General features: G+C 64.0%; 21 protein-coding genes and 1 tRNA gene. 10 read left to right on the top strand and 12 right to left on the bottom strand.

All coding sequences use genetic code 11. From position 1 onward, the window contains the following. Nucleotides 1–18: 18 nt before the first annotated feature. From clpP to ACZ5MJ_RS11180, 7 genes are all read left to right on the top strand, one after another. Nucleotides 19–669: an ATP-dependent Clp endopeptidase proteolytic subunit ClpP gene (gene clpP, locus ACZ5MJ_RS11210; protein WP_011615108.1), complete on the top strand. Its 651-nt coding sequence runs from the start codon at nt 19–21 to the stop codon at nt 667–669. Nucleotides 670–911: 242 nt separating this feature from the next. Next, on the top strand, nt 912–2,189 hold the full coding sequence (gene clpX / locus ACZ5MJ_RS11205; RefSeq protein ID WP_464219361.1) for an ATP-dependent Clp protease ATP-binding subunit ClpX: 1,278 nt from the start codon (nt 912–914) through the stop codon (nt 2,187–2,189). Between the two features lie 256 nt (nt 2,190–2,445). Continuing rightward, nucleotides 2,446–4,857 (top strand): endopeptidase La, encoded by a 2,412-nt coding sequence (gene lon / locus ACZ5MJ_RS11200; RefSeq protein WP_432260370.1) that lies wholly within the window; start codon nt 2,446–2,448, stop codon nt 4,855–4,857. Between the two features lie 190 nt (nt 4,858–5,047). Further along, nucleotides 5,048–5,123: transfer RNA gene (locus ACZ5MJ_RS11195), tRNA-Val, on the top strand. Between the two features lie 212 nt (nt 5,124–5,335). Continuing rightward, complete coding sequence (locus tag ACZ5MJ_RS11190) at nt 5,336–5,515, top strand: hypothetical protein (RefSeq protein WP_464219360.1); 180 nt, start codon at nt 5,336–5,338, stop codon at nt 5,513–5,515. A 12-nt stretch (nt 5,516–5,527) separates the two neighbouring features. Next, complete coding sequence (locus ACZ5MJ_RS11185; RefSeq protein WP_464219358.1) at nt 5,528–7,132, top strand: IS66 family transposase; 1,605 nt, start codon at nt 5,528–5,530, stop codon at nt 7,130–7,132. A gap of 753 nt (nt 7,133–7,885) precedes the next feature. After that, nucleotides 7,886–8,554 carry a TetR/AcrR family transcriptional regulator gene (locus ACZ5MJ_RS11180; protein WP_464219357.1) on the top strand — a complete coding sequence of 223 codons (669 nt, stop codon included), beginning with the start codon at nt 7,886–7,888 and terminating at the stop codon, nt 8,552–8,554. 29 nt (nt 8,555–8,583) lie between these two features. Here ACZ5MJ_RS11180 and ACZ5MJ_RS11175 read toward each other — a convergent pair whose 3' ends face one another. Next, nucleotides 8,584–8,763: a hypothetical protein gene (locus tag ACZ5MJ_RS11175; protein WP_464219355.1), complete on the bottom strand. Its 180-nt coding sequence runs from the start codon at nt 8,761–8,763 to the stop codon at nt 8,584–8,586. A gap of 68 nt (nt 8,764–8,831) precedes the next feature. After that, nucleotides 8,832–9,374 carry a TetR/AcrR family transcriptional regulator gene (locus tag ACZ5MJ_RS11170; RefSeq protein ID WP_464223704.1) on the bottom strand — a complete coding sequence of 181 codons (543 nt, stop codon included), beginning with the start codon at nt 9,372–9,374 and terminating at the stop codon, nt 8,832–8,834. Between the two features lie 916 nt (nt 9,375–10,290). Between ACZ5MJ_RS11170 and ACZ5MJ_RS11165 the strand changes: the two genes are divergently transcribed. Beyond that, nucleotides 10,291–10,875: a phosphotransferase gene (locus tag ACZ5MJ_RS11165; RefSeq protein ID WP_464219353.1), complete on the top strand. Its 585-nt coding sequence runs from the start codon at nt 10,291–10,293 to the stop codon at nt 10,873–10,875. A gap of 80 nt (nt 10,876–10,955) precedes the next feature. On the opposite strand, the gene ACZ5MJ_RS11160 is transcribed toward ACZ5MJ_RS11165, so the two are convergent. From ACZ5MJ_RS11160 to ACZ5MJ_RS11120, 9 genes are all read right to left on the bottom strand, one after another. Next, on the bottom strand, nt 10,956–11,369 hold the full coding sequence (locus tag ACZ5MJ_RS11160; RefSeq protein WP_464219351.1) for an alpha/beta fold hydrolase: 414 nt from the start codon (nt 11,367–11,369) through the stop codon (nt 10,956–10,958). A gap of 42 nt (nt 11,370–11,411) precedes the next feature. Beyond that, nucleotides 11,412–12,176, bottom strand: coding sequence for an HvfC/BufC family peptide modification chaperone (locus tag ACZ5MJ_RS11155; RefSeq protein ID WP_464219350.1), 765 nt, complete (start codon nt 12,174–12,176; stop codon nt 11,412–11,414). Further along, nucleotides 12,173–13,000: an MNIO family bufferin maturase gene (gene bufB / locus ACZ5MJ_RS11150; RefSeq protein ID WP_464219349.1), complete on the bottom strand. Its 828-nt coding sequence runs from the start codon at nt 12,998–13,000 to the stop codon at nt 12,173–12,175. Before bufB ends, ACZ5MJ_RS11155 begins: the two co-directional genes overlap by 4 nt. 74 nt (nt 13,001–13,074) lie before the next feature. Then, the gene (gene bufA2 / locus ACZ5MJ_RS11145) at nt 13,075–13,347 is read right to left on the bottom strand and encodes a BufA2 family periplasmic bufferin-type metallophore (RefSeq protein ID WP_464219348.1); all 273 of its coding nucleotides are present in this window, start codon (nt 13,345–13,347) and stop codon (nt 13,075–13,077) included. 40 nt (nt 13,348–13,387) lie between these two features. Then, a complete protein-coding gene (locus ACZ5MJ_RS11140) occupies nt 13,388–14,152 on the bottom strand; it encodes an alpha/beta hydrolase (RefSeq protein ID WP_464219347.1) in 765 nt (254 codons plus the stop codon). A gap of 77 nt (nt 14,153–14,229) precedes the next feature. After that, the gene (locus ACZ5MJ_RS11135; RefSeq protein ID WP_464219346.1) at nt 14,230–14,676 is read right to left on the bottom strand and encodes a DoxX family protein; all 447 of its coding nucleotides are present in this window, start codon (nt 14,674–14,676) and stop codon (nt 14,230–14,232) included. Beyond that, nucleotides 14,676–14,951, bottom strand: coding sequence for a BufA1 family periplasmic bufferin-type metallophore (locus tag ACZ5MJ_RS11130; protein WP_464219344.1), 276 nt, complete (start codon nt 14,949–14,951; stop codon nt 14,676–14,678). The genes ACZ5MJ_RS11135 and ACZ5MJ_RS11130 overlap by 1 nt, the downstream gene beginning before the upstream one ends. 66 nt (nt 14,952–15,017) lie before the next feature. Beyond that, on the bottom strand, nt 15,018–15,329 hold the full coding sequence (locus ACZ5MJ_RS11125; RefSeq protein WP_464219343.1) for a hydroxyquinol 1,2-dioxygenase: 312 nt from the start codon (nt 15,327–15,329) through the stop codon (nt 15,018–15,020). 298 nt (nt 15,330–15,627) lie between these two features. After that, nucleotides 15,628–16,431, bottom strand: coding sequence for an SDR family NAD(P)-dependent oxidoreductase (locus ACZ5MJ_RS11120; protein WP_464219342.1), 804 nt, complete (start codon nt 16,429–16,431; stop codon nt 15,628–15,630). 176 nt (nt 16,432–16,607) lie between these two features. Between ACZ5MJ_RS11120 and ACZ5MJ_RS11115 the strand changes: the two genes are divergently transcribed. Both ACZ5MJ_RS11115 and ACZ5MJ_RS11110 read left to right on the top strand, forming a co-directional pair. Further along, the gene (locus ACZ5MJ_RS11115) at nt 16,608–17,558 is read left to right on the top strand and encodes a GlxA family transcriptional regulator (RefSeq protein ID WP_464219341.1); all 951 of its coding nucleotides are present in this window, start codon (nt 16,608–16,610) and stop codon (nt 17,556–17,558) included. Between the two features lie 112 nt (nt 17,559–17,670). Further along, nucleotides 17,671–17,829 carry a hypothetical protein gene (locus tag ACZ5MJ_RS11110; RefSeq protein ID WP_464219340.1) on the top strand — a complete coding sequence of 53 codons (159 nt, stop codon included), beginning with the start codon at nt 17,671–17,673 and terminating at the stop codon, nt 17,827–17,829. Here ACZ5MJ_RS11110 and ACZ5MJ_RS11105 read toward each other — a convergent pair. After that, a complete protein-coding gene (locus tag ACZ5MJ_RS11105; RefSeq protein WP_464219338.1) occupies nt 17,826–18,761 on the bottom strand; it encodes a LysR family transcriptional regulator in 936 nt (311 codons plus the stop codon). The two genes, ACZ5MJ_RS11110 and ACZ5MJ_RS11105, sit on opposite strands and share 4 nt — an antisense overlap. Between the last annotated feature and the right edge of the window lie 196 nt (nt 18,762–18,957).

The following is an 18,957-nucleotide window of genomic DNA, read 5'->3' as shown; positions in this document are numbered from 1 at the left end:
AATCCATGGAGAACATGCATGACTCGCAATGATTTGCTTGACCGTCTCGCCACCACGCAGGCCTCGGCACTGGAAACCCAGGGCCTGGGGCTGGTGCCGATGGTCGTCGAGCAGTCCGGCCGGGGCGAGCGCGCCTATGACATCTATTCGCGCCTGCTGAAGGAGCGCGTGGTGTTCATGGTGGGCGAGGTCAACGACCAGACCGCCAACCTGGTGGTGGCCCAGCTGCTGTTCCTCGAGAGCGAGAACCCCGACAAGGACGTGTCGCTGTACATCAACTCGCCGGGCGGTTCCGTCTCGGCCGGGCTGGCGATCTACGACACCATGCAGTTCATCAAGCCGGACGTGTCCACGCTGTGCATGGGCATGGCGGCAAGCATGGGCGCCTTCCTGCTGGCGGCCGGCGCCAAGGGCAAGCGTTCGGCGCTGCCCAACTCGCGCATCATGATCCACCAGCCGCTGGGCGGCGCGCGCGGCCAGGCCTCGGACATCGAGATCCAGGCTCGCGAGATCCTGTACCTGCGCGAGCGGCTCAACACCATCCTGTCGGAAGTGACGGGCCAGCCGGTCGAGAAGATTGCGCGCGACACCGATCGCGACAACTTCATGAGCGGCGACCAGGCGGTCGACTACGGTCTGATCGACAAGGTCCTGGCGCGCCGCGGCTGATGCTGCGGGCCGCCGTGGCGTCGCGGTTGCGTAATCCGGCGGCGGCCACCGGCCAGGCTGGCCAGGCCCAAATGGCGAAGGCTACACCGGAACGAGGCCCCGTGCCTCGTTTTGTGCTTTAGCCCCACAGCCGGGGGGAACCGCCGGTGGTGCCAATTGTTTTGGCGTATGATGCGTTTGAAGCGTATCGCCGAGGAGCCTGTCGCCCCGCGGTGTGCGCACTGCATAAGTGACTGATTCCTATGGCGGACAAAAAAGGTTCATCCAGCGAAAAGCTTCTGTACTGCTCCTTCTGCGGCAAGAGCCAGCATGAGGTCAAGAAGCTGATTGCCGGCCCGTCGGTGTTCATTTGCGACGAATGCATCGACCTGTGCAATGAGATCATTCGCGACGAGGCCACGGCATCCGAGAAAGACGCCGCCGCGGCCGCGCGCTCGGACCTCCCCACGCCCCACGAGATCCGCGAAAGCCTGGACCAGTATGTGATCGGCCAGGAACAGGCCAAGAAGATCCTGGCCGTGGCGGTCTACAACCACTACAAGCGCCTCAAGCACCTCGGCAAGAAGGACGATGTCGAGCTGTCCAAGAGCAACATCCTGCTGATCGGGCCGACCGGCTCGGGCAAGACGCTGCTCGCGCAGACGCTGGCGCGCCTGCTCAACGTGCCGTTCGTGATCGCCGACGCGACCACGCTGACCGAAGCCGGCTACGTGGGCGAGGATGTCGAGAACATCATCCAGAAGCTGCTGCAGAACTGCAACTACGAGGTCGAGAAGGCGCAGCGCGGGATCGTCTACATCGATGAGATCGACAAGATCTCGCGCAAGTCGGACAACCCGTCGATCACCCGCGACGTCTCGGGCGAGGGCGTGCAGCAGGCCCTGCTCAAGCTGATCGAAGGCACCATGGCATCGGTGCCGCCGCAGGGTGGCCGCAAGCATCCGAACCAGGACTTCCTGCAGGTGGACACGACCAACATCCTGTTCATCTGCGGCGGCGCCTTCGATGGCCTGGAAAAGGTCATCATGCAGCGCTCCGACAAGACCGGCATCGGCTTTGCCGCGCAGGTCAAGAGCAAGGAAGAGCGCGATGCCAGCGAAATCCTGCCGCAGACCGAGCCGGAAGACCTGATCAAGTTCGGCCTGATCCCCGAACTGATCGGCCGCCTGCCGGTGGTCGCGACGCTGGCCAAGCTGGACGAGGCCGCGCTGATGCAGATCCTGGTCGAGCCCAAGAATGCGCTGGTCAAGCAATACCAGAAGCTGCTGGCGATGGAAGGCGTCGAGCTGGAAATCCGCCCGGGTGCGCTGAGCGCCATCGCCCGCAAGGCGATCCGCCGCAAGACCGGCGCGCGCGGACTGCGTTCGATCCTGGAACAGTCGCTGATGGACGTCATGTACGACTTGCCCAACTACAAGGGCGTGCAGAAAGTGGTGATCGATGAAAATACGATCAACGGTGATGCACCCCCGCTGCTGATGTACGAGGAGCAGCAGCCCAAGGTGGCAGGGTCCAACTGACGCGAGGGCTGCCAGAGGTGGTAAGTGGTCGGGACCACACCGGCAGCAGGGCGGAAAGGCCGTTCGCGTAGAAGCGAGCGGCTTTTTTTGTTTATTTCTACCGACGAGAGGGAGGAAACGCGGGTATGCTGTTTCAGAGGGGCCAGCAAGTGCAGGGAGCGGCATCTGCCTGCCTTGGTGAATCGATTGGCGCAGTATCTTGTAATCGATTCGGGCGGCCCAATTTACGCCTTAAATGACTGACTTGGGGAAAATGATGTCCGGAACACAACTCCTCCCGGCCGAGCCGATTCGCCTCCCACTGTTGCCGCTGCGCGACGTGGTGGTGTTTCCGCACATGGTGATCCCGCTGTTCGTGGGACGCCCGAAGTCCATCAAGGCGCTTGAGACTGCGATGGAGGCGGGCAAGAGCATCATGCTCGTGGCCCAGAAGACGGCGGCGAAGGACGAGCCGACCGCCGACGACCTGTACGAGGTCGGCTGCATCGCCAATATCCTGCAAATGCTGAAACTGCCCGACGGTACCGTGAAGGTGCTGGTCGAGGGTACCCAGCGCGCGAATATCCGCGAGGTGAGCGAGGACGAATCGCACTTCATGTGCGAAGCCGTGCCCGTGCCGCCCGCACCTGGCGAAAGCGCCGAGACCGAGGCCCTGCGCCGCGCGATCGTGTCGCAGTTCGACCAGTACGTGAAGCTCAACAAGAAGATCCCGCCCGAGATCCTGACCTCGCTGTCGGGTATCGACGAGGCAGGCCGCCTGGCGGACACCATCGCCGCGCACCTGCCGATCAAGCTCGAGCAGAAGCAGAAGATCCTGGAGATGGTCAATGTGACCGAACGCCTGGAAAGCCTGCTGTCGCAGCTCGAGGGCGAGATCGACATCCTCCAGGTTGAAAAGCGCATCCGTGGCCGCGTCAAGCGCCAGATGGAGAAGAGCCAGCGCGAGTACTACCTGAACGAGCAGGTCAAGGCCATCCAGAAGGAGCTGGGCGAGGGTGAAGAAGGCGCGGACCTGGAAGAACTCGACAAGCGCATCAAGGCTGCGCGCATGCCGAAGGAAGCCAAGAAGAAGGCCGACGCCGAATTCAAGAAGCTCAAGCTGATGTCGCCGATGTCGGCCGAAGCCACCGTCGTGCGCAACTACATCGACACGCTGGTGAACCTGCCGTGGCGCAAGAAGAGCAAGGTCAACAATGACCTCGCCAACGCCGAGCGCGTGCTGGATGAAGACCACTACGGCCTCGAGAAGGTCAAGGAACGCATTCTCGAGTACCTCGCGGTGCAACAGCGCGTGGACAAGGTGAAGGCGCCCATCCTCTGCCTGGTCGGGCCTCCCGGCGTGGGCAAGACCTCGCTCGGCCAGTCGGTGGCGCGCGCGACGAACCGCAAGTTCGTGCGCATGGCACTGGGTGGCGTGCGCGACGAGGCCGAGATCCGCGGCCACCGCAGGACCTATATCGGCTCGATGCCGGGCAAGATCCTGCAGAGCCTGTCCAAGGTCGGCGTGCGCAATCCGCTCTTCCTGCTCGACGAGATCGACAAGATGGGCATGGATTTCCGCGGCGATCCGTCGTCGGCGCTGCTTGAGGTGCTGGACCCGGAACAGAATCACACGTTCCAGGACCACTACATCGAGGTCGACTTCGACCTGTCGGACGTGATGTTCGTGGCGACGTCGAACTCGCTGAACATCCCGCCGCCGCTGCTCGACCGCATGGAAGTGATCCGCCTGTCGGGTTACACCGAGGACGAGAAGGTCAATATCGCCCAGCGCTACCTGCTGCCCAAGCAGATCAAGAACAATGGTCTGAAGGCGGGCGAGATCGAGGTGGCCGAAAGCGCGATCCGCGACATCATCCGCTACTACACACGTGAAGCGGGTGTGCGATCACTGGAACGCGAAGTCTCCAAGATCGCCCGCAAGGTGGTCAAGCTGCTGCTGCTGAAGAAAGAGTCGGGCACGATCAAGGTCGACTCCGAGAACCTGGACAAATTCCTGGGCGTGCGCAAGTACGACTTCGGCCTGGCCGGCAAGGAAAACCAGGTGGGCCAGGTGACCGGTCTGGCGTGGACCGAGGTGGGCGGCGACCTGCTGACCATCGAAGCCGCGATCATGCCGGGCAAGGGCAACATCACCCGCACCGGTTCGCTGGGCGATGTGATGAAGGAATCGGTCGAAGCCGCGCGTTCGGTGGTGCGTTCGCGGGCACGCCGCCTGGGCATCACGGATGAGATGTTCGAGAAGCGCGACATCCACATCCACGTGCCCGAAGGCGCCACGCCCAAGGACGGCCCGTCGGCTGGCGGTGCGATGACCACCGCGCTGGTGTCGGTGCTGACCGGCATTCCGGTGCGCGCGGATGTCGCCATGACCGGCGAGATCACGCTGCGCGGCGAGGTGCTGCCGATCGGCGGCCTCAAGGAGAAGCTGCTGGCGGCCCACCGGGGCGGTATCAAGCTGGTGCTGATCCCGGAGGAAAACGTCAAGGATCTGGCCGAGATCCCGGACAACGTGAAGAACGCCATCGAGATCGTGCCGGTCCGCTGGATCGACAAGGTGCTGGAACTGGCGCTCGAGCGCAAGCCCGAGCCGTTGCCGGAAGAAGACGCCAAGCCCGCCGATGTGGCGGACAAGGCCGCGGCCAAGGTTGAACGTCTGCATCACTGACGCAACCTTGGCCGCATGAAGCAAACGCCGCGGGGCAGCGATGCCCGGCGGCGTTTTTTTGCGCGCGCGGGTCTTGGCAAACTGAAATCACCTGTATTACACTTGCGCCCTCGCAACGCAAACCACGGCAACTGCCGCGAGGTGTGGAGCGATCAGCAAGTTGCAGGCAGCCTGCCTGCGATGGTCGAGCGGGTGCTTAGCTCAGTTGGTAGAGCGGCGCCCTTACAAGGCGTAGGTCGGGGGTTCGAGCCCCTCAGCACCCACCACCGCTCGACTCACAAAAGCAAGGACTTAGAGCGATCTAAGGTAACTGCTCAATAACCCGGGGCAACCCCTCAGGCGCTGCGTCGCCCCCCGACCGGGAGCATCGAGCCAGGATGCAGGCGACGCCTTCTTGCGGGCGGCAATAAATTTCGGTTGTAAACCTTAGGCGGCGATGTTAACTTTTGTTGCATCGCCACTCCTACGTTGCCGGGCCATGAGCACCCCTCAAAAATTCATCCCGCCGGATATCGACCGAAGCGAGTTGACGCCGCGGGAGCTTGAATTGCTGGCGGTGCTCGAGCGGTTGACCGACATGGTCAATCACCAGCAGGAGCAGCTTCAAGGACTGGAAAAGGAAATCGCCCGGCTGCGTAAAGCCGGCAAGCGCGCATAGCCTCACGCAACCGTGAGGAAGAAACTCGCTGCGCCGTATATTCCCGAAGCCGAGCGCACACCCGCGGTCGTGAAGCTGCTCGCCTGGGGTGAAGGCCTCATGGAAATCATCCTTCGCCAACATGAGCAGGAGTTGCATCTGAAGGATGAAGTCGCTGTGCTCAAGGGCGAGAAGAAGCGCCCGAAGTTCAAGCCGAGCCGCATGCATGAGGAGGCCGGCAAAGTCCAACAGCAGGCCAAGCCAGGTAGACGACGCGGTTCGCCCGGCAGGAGCAAGACCGCCCAACTGAGGATCGATTGCGAAGAGATCATCGAGCCGGCCGGGCTGATCCCGCCGGGCTCCCGATTCAAGGGCTACCGGGATTATGTGGTGCAGGACTTGGTGATCGGCTCACGCAACACACGCTATCGGCTTGCACGTTGGCAAACACCAGACGGTCGGACCTTGACCGGGCAACTTCCCTGGGCCGTCGCAGGCAGCCACTTTGGCGCGACGCTGGTCAGCTATCTGCTCTACCAGCACCACCATTGCCACGTTACCCAGCCGCTGTTGTGTGAGCAATTGCGCGAATGGGGCATCGAGATCTCGTCGGGGCAGTTGAACGCGCTGCTGCAAGAGGGCAAGAAGCGGTTTCACGAGGAAAAAGACGGGCTGTTATCGACCGGGCTGGCGCTCTCAGCATATGTGACGGTCGATGACACGGGCACGCGTCATCAAGGCAACAATGGCTACGTCACCCATATTGGTAACGAGCACTTCGCTTGGTTCAAAAGCACGTGTTCGAAGAGCCGCATCAATTTCCTCGAACTGCTCGGCGCCGGACACGGCTACCAGATCAACGAAGACGCCCTCGCCTACATGAAGAAGCAAGGGCTCTCGCAGGTGTTCCTAAATGCGCTGCGTGAGCACGACCGCAGACGATTTGCCGATCAGGGTGCATGGCAACTCCACCTCAACGGCCTGGGCATGGACGTTGCCCGCTACCGCAACATCGCCACCGAGGGCGCGTTGCTGGGCAGTCTGAAGCGGCGTGGCGTGGCGCAGGATCTCGCCATCATCAGCGACGATGCAGGACAGTTCAACGTCCTGATTCACGGCTTATGTTGGGTACATGCGGAGCGCCTGGTTCACAAGCTGCTCCCGTTGAACGATCTACACCGCGAGGATATTGCACGCGTACGCAGCGACATCTGGTCCCTGTACGCGGACCTCAAGGATTACAAGCGACGTCCCACCCTCAAGCGCAAGCGCGAACTGCAAGCGCGCTTTGATGCCGTCTTTACCCAGAAGACCCGCTACACCACACTCAACCGTTTACTCAGGCGCATTCACCTGAACAAGTCCGAGTTGCTCCTGGTACTTGAGCGTCCTGAGGTCCCACTGCACACAAATGGCAGCGAGCGCGATATTCGCGATCACGTGAAAAAGCAGAAGATCAGTGGCGGCACGCGCAGCGAGCTCGGTCGGCAATGTCGCGATACGTTCTCCAGCCTGAAGAAGACCTGTCGCAAACTGGGCGTCTCGTTCTGGGATTACCTGACCGACCGCATCTCGTGCAGCGATCACATCCCACCACTGCCGCACCTGCTTGAACAACGCCTCCTGCGCTCTGCTTGAACAGGGTGCCGCCGTTCGCCCCGGGTTATTGAGCAGTTACGATCTAAGTCCTTTTTTGTTGGCATTTCACCTCCCTCCAGCCGAGCCTAAGAGAGGCTCTACCAACCAGGAAGAGCGGACCTGCAAGACTTCGAGCGTCTTGGTCGAGCAATAGACCTGGGGAGGACTGCGAGCGTCCCTTGGCATCCTAGCCAGACGAGCCGAGCGACCGTCGCGCCATCGACGACGTAGACTGCTTTATCTCGTTCAAGCAATAGGTCCGCTGCGTGCCGCTCTGCCAGCGTGCCACTGCATACGCATCGCGGCGCCTCTTCACTTTGCCAAGGCCTGTGTCCTTGTTGAGGAATGCCTGAACTGAGGCCGCCATGCAAGCCAGCATGCCCTCATGGATACGCCAGACCAGCCGACGCTGGCGTGCATGCGTTGCCATTCATCTGATTCTCACCCTGATCTGGTCAGATTCAGAAGGGCTAAGTAGTCCCCGTGTGACCAGACGGGCTTCGGGACGCACTAACAACTACGCTGACCATGCTGCGCGGCTAGCCATTGGGCAGCGTGCGCTCATCCTGCTTGACAGTCGACAGTCCCACGTCTATCTTTAATTGCGATCGCAATCAAAGTGGTGGTTCGACTATATGTGAATCCACAGCAACATTCCCGAACTGCACCTGTTAAAGCTGCGCGGCGGGGCCCGGGCAGTAGCCATTGCGTTTGGCTTGGCTGCGTATCCCGCATGGAGCGCATCGGTCACGGATGGAAGGCTTTGTGTCGACCGGTACTGACCGCGCGAACCAGGGCGATCATTCACAGTCCCCGTTTCTGGAGGAGACCATGGTGTACGTAAGACGCGAGCAGTCCGACGAGAACCGCGCAGCCCTGCTGGCAACGGCCGGCCGGTTGTTTCGCGAACGAGGAATCGATGGCGTGGGCGTCGCGGAAATCGCGCGCGAAGCCGGGCTGACACATGGCGCGCTGTATGCGCATTTCCGCTCGAAGGACGATCTTGCGACGGAAGCCTTTTCGCAGGGCCTGGCGCGGAGCCGCGAAGCGTTCCGGGGCGAGGCAACGGGCCGCAAGCGTAGCGTGTCGGGATATCTCGACTATTTGCTTTCGCCGCTAAGACGCGACGATCCCGGCATGAGTTGCCCGATGACTGCGTTGGCTAGCGAAATCGGGCGGCAAGGAAGGGACATCAGCGCGCGGTTCGCCAAGGGGTTTCAGGAAAAGGCGAGCGCATTCGAGGCCGTGCTGGACGAAGCTCTCCCCGAGGCCGAACGGCGCCGTCTGGCGATGACCATCGTCGCGGCGGAAATCGGGGCTATGGCCGCCGCCCGCGCTGTCGCCAAAAGCGACCCGTCGTTGTCCGATGAAATACTGAAAGCGGTGCATGCTGTGCTGGTGAAGGCATCGAAGGGACAGTGATGCGAAGTTTGAGATCTGGCTGCTCCACGTCACCCGAGAATGCGCGAGTCGTTTCTCTCAGGCTGGCTCGCGTGTTCATCGTCGACATTGAGAAGCACTAGCCAACCGTCATTACCGATACCCCAGAACGACGCGAAGGCGAGCGAAAAGATCAGGCCGAACAACTTGGCGCGGTCTCCGAACAGCATCTGAATGGCGACATATTTCATGACGCTTCATCCTCTTGCAATATGACCAGTGTAATAATCTGGCCCCGCGAAATTTGATCTTCCCTGGGTCAGGCCTGGCAGAAATTCGCGCGGTAGAACTCGCGGGCCTTCGCGAGCAGCATGTCGCTCATGGCGCGATCGGCAAGAACGCGAGAAACCATCAGCACACCGGCCATCGACGCAAGCATCAGCCCTGCCTGCTGCCGTCGCTCAACCGGGTTCTCGCCTGCAAGGTGGGGCGCGATACGGTCGAGCATGGCGAGGGCGCCGGCGGTGAACTCCTTGCGCAACTTCCGGTCACTGCGCGCGACGTCGCCCGCCAGGGCCGCCATCATGCAACCCGACTCCGGATGATCGCGATGGCGGGCGCTGAGGTAGGCGTCGATGAAGGCCTCTAGTTGCCTCTCGGAAGGCGAGGTGCCCGAATGGTCCCGCAGCCACTCGACGCTCCCCTCGAATCCTTCCGCGCTGGCCTCCCGGAACAGGGCTGCCTTGTCGGCAAAGTGGAAGTAGAACCCACCTTGCGTCAGGCCGGCGCGCATCATGATGTCGCGCACGCCGACCCCATCGATGCCACGCTCACGAAAGGCAGCTGCCGCCGCTCTGACAATCTTGCGGCGAGTCCTTTGGCTTTTGGGGCTTCGGTTTGGCGGGGGGGCTTCACGATAACCATAGCGGGCAGGTGGCTGCCTTCATACTAGGGCACGCGAAAAATATTACAAGTGACCGAATTTGGGTTGACCGGAGCTGACGGGCGGTCCGACGCGATCCCGGCACGACTGCCCGTTCTTTGATGAGCGAAGCGGCCGCTTGAATGGCCAACTGAGCCCGAAAGCGAACGGCACAAGATGGCTGCCGCCGTTGCGTTCCCCGTCCACTCAGACATGCAACGGGGTGCCTCAGCGAGCGGCGCTCGGCTGAACGTGACGCAGCAATGCTTCTTATCATTGAGTTCCTTCGCAGGCGAGGGCAGTTCGGCCGCAGCCCGACCACTGCCGGCCGGCGCCGCGAAAGGCCGAAAGTTGGGCGAGGTCGATGTTGCCGCCGTTCGGGCTCCGGTATCGGAGAATTCACGAGAAGCCAGCAATTCGTTAGGTAGGGCCGCGCGGTCGACCGACGTGAGGCCAAGACGAGTGAAATAGCCGGCAACAGTTTCAGCTCGGGTGACCGGGGATTCGATACGTTCACGCAAAGCGCGAGCCAGGAGATGGCCGTCACAGTGATGTCATTTGGATGCCGACATAATCGCTCACCAAGCAACTCCGCGGTTTCGAATGATATGCACGTAACGATTCGTACATTCACTATTCCAGGAAAGCGGAGCCGCGAGCCTCTGCACCAAGCGGCGGTCTACGCCACGATAGCACTGGACGCCGCACCACTAATGAGAAGTGATTGGAGTCAGCGAGAATCCGAGGTATTCAAAGCAGCGCTGATTTGGGCTCGACGGAGTTCTTATACTGTGTCGAATCCCAGGTCAGGCTCATCCTATGGAATCGCTGCCGGCCGCTGAGTGGAACCGTTGCCATGGCACCGCTGCCCAGTGCGATGGGACTCAGGCGCGATAGTACGGTGGCCCGATGGTCGAAGCAGTATCTCGAGGACGACGAGGCAGGCCGGCATCCGGCCATGGACCGGCTGGTCCAATGGCTGCCGGAGCATCTTCCAACGGCGGACAGGACAGCCATCACGCACGGGGATTTCCGCGCCGACAACATGATCTTTCATCCTGCCGAGCCGCGTGTGCTTGCGGTCCTCGACTGGGAGCTGTCGACACTCGGCGATCCGCTCGCCGACTTTGCCTATCACGCGATGATGTACCGGATGCCACGCGATATTCTTGGCGGCATTGCAGGCATCGACCTCGCGCAGGGGGGCCTGCCGAGCGAGGCTGCCTACGTGGCGGCCTATTGTGCACGGACGGGCCGAGCTGGCATCGACGACATGGACGCCTATGTTGCCTTCAACATGTTCCGCTTTGCCGCCATCCTGCATGGCATCAAGGGAAGGGCGGCACGAGGCACGGCGTCCAGTGCCGATGCGCATGCGATGGGAGAACGGTTTGCCCGGGTTGCCGATCTGGCCTGGGCACAGGCCGAGCGCGTGCGCTGATCAGCGTGGCATGACCGTTCTGGTGGCGTCGGCGCATTGCCCGCGCGCGGGGTGCGATGGGCCTGCGGCAAGGCGAGCCGTCACGTGCGCCACTTGCCGCCGCGCACGAGTTCCGTCACGGCGTCGGCGAACGCGTCGGGCGCTTCCTGCGGCAGATTGTGGCCCACGCCGGGTATCTGGCGATACGTGCGCGGACCGGTGAACCGCACGGCGGAGGCCTGGCCGTCCGTGGCGGGAACGACGCCGTCGGCGGTGCCATCGAGCGTGATCGCCGGGACGGAGATCGCGGGCAGGGCCGCCAGTTTCTTCTCGGTGGCCTCATGCAGCGGATAGCCGGGAGCCAGGCCGAGCCGGCGCGGCAGCGGCGATGCGGTGGCGCCGGATGCAAGGCGTCCGGCGGACGGCGACGCGAACGACGGCGCGGCGGCAAGCACCGTCGCACCGGCAATGCCGGCGCGCAGGAACGCGCGCCGCGAAGAGATGTGATCTGACACGATGTCGTTCCTCAGGGTTGGATCATGGGATGCGGCGATGACTCAGGCGCCTTCACTTTCATTTTCGACCGCGGCGACCAGGCCGTTGCCCAGCCACCGGGCGAGCATGGCGCCGGCGGCGTCGACGCCTTCGTCCTCGCCAAGCCGTGTCACGAGCCATTCGCAGAGCGCTTCGAAGCGATCGTCGGCCTGCACCTGGCGCAGCGCGTCAAGTTCCAGCGCGTCGACCAGGTTCAGGTAGCAACCAAAGGCGCGGCGCCAGACGATCAGGCCGGCGGGTGCTGCCAGCATCTCGCTGTCGGGCACCGGCGTGCCATCGTTGAGCGCGGTCCAGAGGTCCTGCGCGTTGGTGGTGGCGGTGCGCATCCGCAGCGATGGCACCAGAACCAGCCGCGCCGACTCCCAGTCGACGCCTGCCAGCGCCTGCGCGGACGGCGGTGCCGCATCGGCGGCGACGAAGGCGACGGACATGGCGTGCTCGATCCATGCCAGCTCATGCAGGTCCGGATTGTCGGGGTAGCGTGCGGCCAGCGTGGTGTCGAAGCCGTCGGCATAGGCATCTAGCGTCCAGGCGTGCGGGGGCTGTCTGTCGACATGTGCGACGGCCGAGGCAAGGAAGGCTTCGTCGCCCAGCCATGCGTGGACGTTCGGGTACGACGTTTCAAGGCAGCCAACCAGCTGCGCGCGGTAGTTGTTCTGGTAGACCGCAAGGCCCGCCGCGGTATCGGGGCCGAGGCGGAGCGCCGCCTCCGGCGATGCGGTTGTCAGCCAGGTGTGGAAGTCCTGTTGCAGCGTGGCGAGCTTCATGCCGCGTCTCCCGCGAGGGTCCGCGCGATGGCGAGCTCGTCGAGCAGTCCGGCCAGCGGCGGGATATTGTCGTCGCGCTCGATCATGGTGGCGACGGCGCCGAGGCGTGCGCGCACCTGGGCGTAGAGTTGCCACACTGGCTCGCACACGGCGTTGTCGTGCGTGTCGATCAGCAGCTCGCGCCCCTGGCAGTGTCCGGCCAGGTGAATCTGGCGCACGTGCGCGGCGGGAATGCCGTCGACGAACGCGTTCGCATCGAAGCCGTGGTTGGTGGCGCTGACGTAGATATTGTTGACGTCCAGCAGCAGGCCACAGCCGGTGCGCTGGCACATCGCGGCCAGGAACTCCCACTCGGTCATGGATGCGCCGTCGAAGGCGAGATAGCTTGAGGGATTCTCGAACAGCATCGTGCGGCCCATCACGTCCTGCGCCAGGTCGATATTGGCGCAGACGATATCAAGCGCCTCGTTGGTGTACGGTACCGGCAACAGGTCGTGCGAGTTGAAGCCGCCAATGCGCGACCAGCTCAGGTGGTCGGAGACGAAGAGGGGATCGGTCTCGTCGACCAGGCCCCGGAGGCGGCGCAGGTAGTCGCGGTCGAGGCCATCCGAGGAGCCGATCGACATCGACACGCCGTGCAGCACCACCGGATAGCGCTTGCGCACTTCGCGCAGGATATGGCGGGGCCTGCCGCCGTCGACCATGAAGTTCTCGGAGATCACTTCAACGAAGTCGACCGGAACATCCGTTTCGAGGAAGTCCTGGTAGTGCTCCTTGCGCAGGCCGAGGCCGTAGCCGGAGAAGGGAGGGCTGAGAACGGGCATGCTGACACTCATCGGTTTGCAAACGTGCTGGTGGGCCCCGGGTGGCCTGCGCCACCCGGGATCCGGTCCGGTGCTTACTTCGGCTCGGTCAGCGTGCCGCCTTCCTTCAGGCACACCGAGGCGGGCTTGACGACGACGCCCTTGCCCTTGCACTCGTTCAGGCCGGCGCAGTCATTGCTGGCAGTGGCGCACAGGCTGTTGCCCTTGCAGGCATTGACGCCGTAACAGCGGCCAGGCTCGTCGCCGCCGGCGGCCTGTGCCGGCATCGAGATCGAGGACAGGGAGCTCAGCGCAACAAAGGCGGCGGCAGTGGCAAAGCTGATGCGGGACTTCTTGGTCATGGTCATGATGAAACTCCGGTTGGGTTGGGGGAAACAGGTGCCGGCGCTACTGGACGTTGCGCGCGGCTTCTTCGATGACTTCCGCAACCTTCTCAGGCTGGGAGATCTGAACAGCGTGGCTGGCCTTGATCTCAGTCACGCGGGCGCCGGCGCGCTTGTACATCTGGCGCTGCAGCTCGGGATTCAGGAGACGGTCTTCGGTGGCGACGATGCCGTAGCTCGGCTTGTCGCGCCATGCGGCGGTCCAGACGTTGCCGCGGAACAGCGCGTCGGGCACCAGTGCCTGCGAATTGGCCAGGAAGCCGGTGCGGTTCGGCGTCAGGTCGGCGGCATAATCGGCGTTGAACCGGTCGGGATCGATATACAGGTGGCCATCCCGCGTCGGCCGCACGCTGGCTGCGGCGGCAGGCGGCATGGAGGCGTTGAGCTGGTTGATGCCTTCGCCAACGTCAGGCTCCACGGCGGCGACGTAGACCAGTGCCTTCACCTTGGGCCGGGCGCCGGCTTCGGTGATGACCAGGCCGCCGTAGCCGTGGCCGACCAGCACGACCGGGCCCGGCTGCATGCCGATACGGTCGCGCACCACGGCGATGTCCTCGCCCAGCGTGGTGTGGGGCAGCTGCACCACGCTGACCTTGTAGCCCTTGAGCTTCAGGCTGTCATGAACCACACGCCAGCCCGAGCCGTCGACAAAGGCATCGTGGACCAGGATGATGTGCTGCACGCCCGGGGGCTCCGGGCGTGTCGCCGCGGGGGCGAACGAAGGGATTGCCAGTGCCACGGTGGTGGCAAGCAACGGAATAAACCGCATTGTGAATCTCCGGTAGGCCCCAAGGGCGGGGCCCAGGTTGTTGTGGGAAGACAGATAAGGGTGGGGGTGGTGCCCGGCTAGACCTTGCGCACCCCGGTGCGCCACACCCCTTCGAGCGACCAGGCACCGCCGCCGTATGCCAGCAGCGGCAGCAGCAGGCCCGCCCAGGTGAGGTGCGTGGGCCAGGCAGCCGGATAGACGAAGATCTCGATCACCGCCGTCATGCCAAGCAGCGCCGCCGCCGAGAACCGCGTGAACAGGCCAAGCACGAGCAGCACCGGGAACAGGTGCTCGGACCAGGTGGCGAACTCGGCGGCCAGGTCTGGCGGAATCAACGGCAACGCGTACTCCGAGGCGAACAGCGCGTAGGTGGACGCCTTGATCGCCAGCAGCCCCTCCACCTTGGTCCGTCCCGACAGGAAGAACACCGAGGCGATACCCAGGCGGGCCACCAGCAGCAGCGCGGCGTTCACCGCGGCCGGGACCTGTCCAGGGCCGCTTGCGTATGGGCTGGTGCGCGACATCACACGATCGGCTTCAGCGAGCCGTAGCCCTTGGGCGTCTTGATGGCCGTGCAGGTGCCCTTCTCGACCATGGTCCAAGCGTCGCCCTGGTAGTCAGTCTTGGAGGTGGCGGCACAGCTGGTGCCGGGGCCAGCGGCACAGTCATTCTTGCCGGCGAGGGACACGCCGTAACACTTTTCCAGGGCCTTGGCGGGCTCGGCCGCGTGGGCGGCAAAGGCGAGGGCGTTGATGGACAGGGCGAGGGTGGCTGCAACGATAGCGTTCGAGCGCTTCATAGGAAACTCCTGCATCGAGAATTAAGAAGTAAAGCCAGCGACGGGTGCATCGCGGCGCGGGCGGCATCAGGCGCGGGCGCCGTCCTGGAAGACGTCGAAGCTGCGTGCCGGATCAGCCGAAGGGCCCGTGCGGTCCCAGCCGGCGAGGAAGCGCCCGCCCTTGACGAACGGGTCGACATTGCGCGCGCCCTCGCTGTAGGGGTCGCGTGCGTCCCGCACAGCGCGGGCGCCGTCGACGAACGGGGTGCGTGCGTCCTGCACGGCACGTGCGCCTTCGGTGAACGGGTCGCGCGCACCGGGGGCGGCGGCATGGGCGCCGGCCGCCCCGGCCAGCAGGGCGATGGCGAAGACAATGCGCTTGGTGAGATGGGTAGTCATGGTCGGTTTCCTGGAGGTCTGCGTTGGATGACGCGGCCGGGGGATCGTCTTGTCGACGTACGCCGCCGGTCCACGAGATGCATTAAAGGAAACCGGTGTATCTCTCCTATAGCGTCGGGACACCATTTCTGTCAGGGCGCGTATCGTTCGCTGCGCCTGATACATAGTGGTACAAACGGGCGCGAGCCTTTGGGCCTGTCAGGCGGGATGTGGAAGAGATTGGCGCGGTATCCGGCACATTTGTCGGATACCAGCGTTTCAGGCGGGGGTGCCCGAATGGGCTTGCGTGGGGAGTCTGTCAGCGCGTGACGCCGTAGCGTGCCGCCGGCTGGTCACGTGAAAGATTGGGGCCAAGGGCCGCTCGTGCAGCCTCGAATGCGTGCCAGTCGGCTGCGTCAGGCAACGACGGCACGGTAATCACCTCGCCTTGGTCCAGGCCTGCCAGGGCTGCATCGACCAGGTCGTCGCCACTCATGACGATTGCTTGCGGCAGATTCTCCACTGGCTGGCCGGCGATATCCCAGAACTCTGTGCGGACCGCGCCCGGCAGCACGGCCTGGACCCGCACGCCCTTTCCGGCAAGCTCATGTTGCAGCGACTGGGTAAAGGCCAGCACGAACGCCTTTGAACCACCATAGACGCCGTTCAGGACCTCGGGCGCCACCGCAACAATCGAAGCGATATTGATGATCGTGCCCTGGCCGCGCGCGACGAAGTCGGGGGCTGCGGCATAGGTCAGGCGCGTCAGCGCGGTGACATTGAGTTCGATCATTTCCTGCATCTTGTCGACATCCGACTGCAGCAGCTGCCCCGCGCCGCCGAAGCCGGCGTTGTTGACCAGCGTGGTGATGCTGGCGTCGGTGCGCAGCAGGTCTTCGATACGTCGTACATCCGCAGCCTGGCCGAGGTCTGCCGTCACGATCTCGACCGACCGGCCGGTCTCGTCGGTGATCCGGCGGGCCAGCGTTTCGAGCCGGCTGCGGTTGCGTGCCACCAGGATCAGGTCATGGCCACGGCGGGCCAGACGGTCTGCATAAATGGCGCCAATCCCGGAAGAGGCGCCGGTGATCAGGGCGGTGCCGGCGTACGAGTGCGTTGTCATGTCGATTCTCCAGATTCAATGTGGGTAGGTTCCGGCAGCCGGCGATGAATGCGGCGGCTGCGCGAAACGAAGATTAGGTGCACAATGGAGTGGCGCCAATGTCATTGATCCAACTTTTTCTGCCATCGCCCTTAGATTGCCCCTAGGGTGCCCCTGACTGCCGACTGGAGATCGACATGCATCACGTAGCCCTTGCCCTCTATCCGGGGTTCCAGGCACTGAACCTTGCGGTGTCGACGGTGCTTGAATTTGCCAACCGCTCGCTCGGGCAGCCGCTGTACCAGCTGCACCTGCTGTCCGAGCACGGCGGACCGGTGCTGTCGTCCGGCGGCTTTGCTGTGAGCACGGAGCCGTTTGGCAGGCGCCGCTTTGATACGGTGCTGGTCGTGGGAGACAACGATGTGCTGCCTACGTCGCCGGCGCTGGTGGAGTTCCTGCGGCGGGCGGCAAGAACGTCGCGGCGGATTGGCGCGACCTGCACCGGTGCCTTCAACCTGGCCGAAGCCGGGCTGCTCGATGGCCGCCGGGCCACGACGCACTGGTACTACGCGGGGCTGCTGCGCCGGCGCTTTCCGCATGTCCATGTGGAGGAGGATCGGATCTTTATCATTGACGGCGAGGTATGGACCTCGGCGGGCATGTCAGCCTGCATCGACCTGGCGCTGGCGCTTGTCGAAAAGGATGCCGGTGGCGCCGTCGCGCGCGATGTCGCGAAGCAGCTGGTCGTGTATCACCGCCGGGCCGGTGGGCAATCACAATTCTCGGCCCTGCTGGATCTCGAGCCCCGCTCCGACCGAATTCGTGCCGCGCTGGATTTCGCGCGGCAAAACCTGCAACAGGAGCTTTCGGTGGACCAGCTCGCGGATGCAGCGCACCTGAGCCCGCGCCAGTTCGCCCGCGCCTTCCGGGACGAGACCGGGCAGACGCCCGCCAAAGCCGTCGAGCACCTGCGCGTGGAGGCGGCCAGGCTGATGATGGAAGGCGGCCGCCACAGCATCGACGTGGTCGCACGGGACACCGGATTCGGCGATCGCGAGCGCATGCGCCGTGCCTTCCTGCGGGCCTTCGGCCAGCCGCCGCAGGCCATCCGGCGCATGGCGCGGGGCGCGGAACTGCAGGCCGCCTAGCTGCTGACGGAAGTCGAAGGCAAGCACCTGGCCGACTGCTGACGCGGCTCGGGCCGGGGCAGCGCGAATTACCCGCCGGGGCCGGGGAAGCCGCCACGCACTGTGCCGCTGATTGTCACCGGCAACAGCCAGCAATCGATCCCTCGAGCGTGCCGGCGCGAACCGTGTGCTGTTCAACCTCAAGTACGGCAGCCGCCCGGCCGAGGCGGTACTGGACGAGCTTGCCACGCACGTGCTGCCGCGCTTCCCGGCGCTGGACGGCGCGCGCTAGCGGCCATTCCCGCCGGCGTCGTGCCGCGCGAACATCGACATGTGTCGGGTGATGTGGTCCAGCAGTTCGAGTGCCGCCGCCGGCAACGGCCTGCCGGCCTTCACCAGCAGCCGGGCCTGGGTGCCCACGAGCAGGGGGTGATCGATGGGCACGACGGCGAGGGTTCCGGCCGCGATCTCGCGGTAGGCAGCGAACTCACCGATCAGCGTCATGTAATCGCCGTAGGCGACGAACTGCTTGAGCGCCGTCAGCGAGTTGCTGACCAGCGTCGCGCGGATCGAGATGTTCTCGGCGAACTCGACCATGCTTAATGCATGCCCGACGCCAAACGATGCCGGCATCATCGCCAGCGGATAGGCCTGCAGGTCCTGGACGCTGGCCGCGCCGCCGCGCAGGACCAACGGGTGCCCGGGGCGGACCAGCAGCACCACCGGCTGCGGAGCGCTGGCGCGGTATTCGATGCGCGGGTGCGGCGGCGGGTTGTAGGCCAGGCCGATATGCGCGCGGCTCTCTGCAACTTCCTCCAGGACGCCATCCACCGCCAGGATGTCCATGCGGATATCGAGCCTGGGGTAGCGCGCGCAGAACTGCGCCAGGACTTCGTTGACCAGGAGATCCACATAGCCCTCGCTCAGCACCAGGCGGACCTCACCTTGCTGCAGTCCCTTGAGCGAGTGCAACTGGTCCTCTAGCTTCTCCTGGTGCGAACGATAGCCGCGCCAGAACTCGAGCAGGTGCGTGGCCGCCGCGGTCGGCTTCAGCCCCCGCGGTTCGCGCTCGAACAGCGTCGCGCCAAGCTCTTCCTCGAGCAGACGGATCTGCCGGGTGATCACCGACGGCGAGGTGTTGAGGCTGTCCGCAGCCCCGCGGATGGTCCCGTGTGCCAGCACTTCGCGGAAGTACCGCAGCCGCTGCTGATTGATCTCTCGCATGTCGAACCGCCTGTTCAGCGCATGGTTGGCCGTGCAATAACGATACCCGAACCTGGTTTCCCCTTGCCTGCCACGTGCGGTGCGGAGCACGACCCGACCGCGGGAGGGGCGTTTGCGCCACGCGCGGAGGGGGTGTTGCCCAAAAGGGAACGGAACGTGGACTTAGTTGCTCTTTGCCCGCATCGCCGCCGCTGCC

The organism is Cupriavidus sp. LA-1, assembly GCF_055385985.1.
The sequence above is the reverse complement of the archived record's forward strand: the minus strand, read 5'-3'. Positions and strand labels throughout refer to the sequence as shown.

Coding starts and splice junctions, on each gene's coding strand:
- ACZ5MJ_RS11190 (WP_464219360.1), top strand. CDS start 5,336: ATGAGCACCCCTCAAAAATTCATCCCGCCGGATATCGACCGAAGCGAG.
- bufA2 (WP_464219348.1), bottom strand. CDS start 13,347: ATGACCATGACCAAGAAGTCCCGCATCAGCTTTGCCACTGCCGCCGCC.
- ACZ5MJ_RS11180 (WP_464219357.1), top strand. CDS start 7,886: ATGGAAGGCTTTGTGTCGACCGGTACTGACCGCGCGAACCAGGGCGAT.
- ACZ5MJ_RS11130 (WP_464219344.1), bottom strand. CDS start 14,951: ATGAAGCGCTCGAACGCTATCGTTGCAGCCACCCTCGCCCTGTCCATC.
- clpX (WP_464219361.1), top strand. CDS start 912: ATGGCGGACAAAAAAGGTTCATCCAGCGAAAAGCTTCTGTACTGCTCC.
- ACZ5MJ_RS11175 (WP_464219355.1), bottom strand. CDS start 8,763: ATGAAATATGTCGCCATTCAGATGCTGTTCGGAGACCGCGCCAAGTTG.
- ACZ5MJ_RS11120 (WP_464219342.1), bottom strand. CDS start 16,431: ATGACAACGCACTCGTACGCCGGCACCGCCCTGATCACCGGCGCCTCT.
- ACZ5MJ_RS11140 (WP_464219347.1), bottom strand. CDS start 14,152: ATGCGGTTTATTCCGTTGCTTGCCACCACCGTGGCACTGGCAATCCCT.
- ACZ5MJ_RS11165 (WP_464219353.1), top strand. CDS start 10,291: ATGGCACCGCTGCCCAGTGCGATGGGACTCAGGCGCGATAGTACGGTG.
- ACZ5MJ_RS11115 (WP_464219341.1), top strand. CDS start 16,608: ATGCATCACGTAGCCCTTGCCCTCTATCCGGGGTTCCAGGCACTGAAC.
- lon (WP_432260370.1), top strand. CDS start 2,446: ATGTCCGGAACACAACTCCTCCCGGCCGAGCCGATTCGCCTCCCACTG.
- ACZ5MJ_RS11105 (WP_464219338.1), bottom strand. CDS start 18,761: ATGCGAGAGATCAATCAGCAGCGGCTGCGGTACTTCCGCGAAGTGCTG.
- ACZ5MJ_RS11155 (WP_464219350.1), bottom strand. CDS start 12,176: ATGAAGCTCGCCACGCTGCAACAGGACTTCCACACCTGGCTGACAACC.
- clpP (WP_011615108.1), top strand. CDS start 19: ATGACTCGCAATGATTTGCTTGACCGTCTCGCCACCACGCAGGCCTCG.
- ACZ5MJ_RS11125 (WP_464219343.1), bottom strand. CDS start 15,329: ATGACTACCCATCTCACCAAGCGCATTGTCTTCGCCATCGCCCTGCTG.
- ACZ5MJ_RS11135 (WP_464219346.1), bottom strand. CDS start 14,676: ATGTCGCGCACCAGCCCATACGCAAGCGGCCCTGGACAGGTCCCGGCC.
- bufB (WP_464219349.1), bottom strand. CDS start 13,000: ATGCCCGTTCTCAGCCCTCCCTTCTCCGGCTACGGCCTCGGCCTGCGC.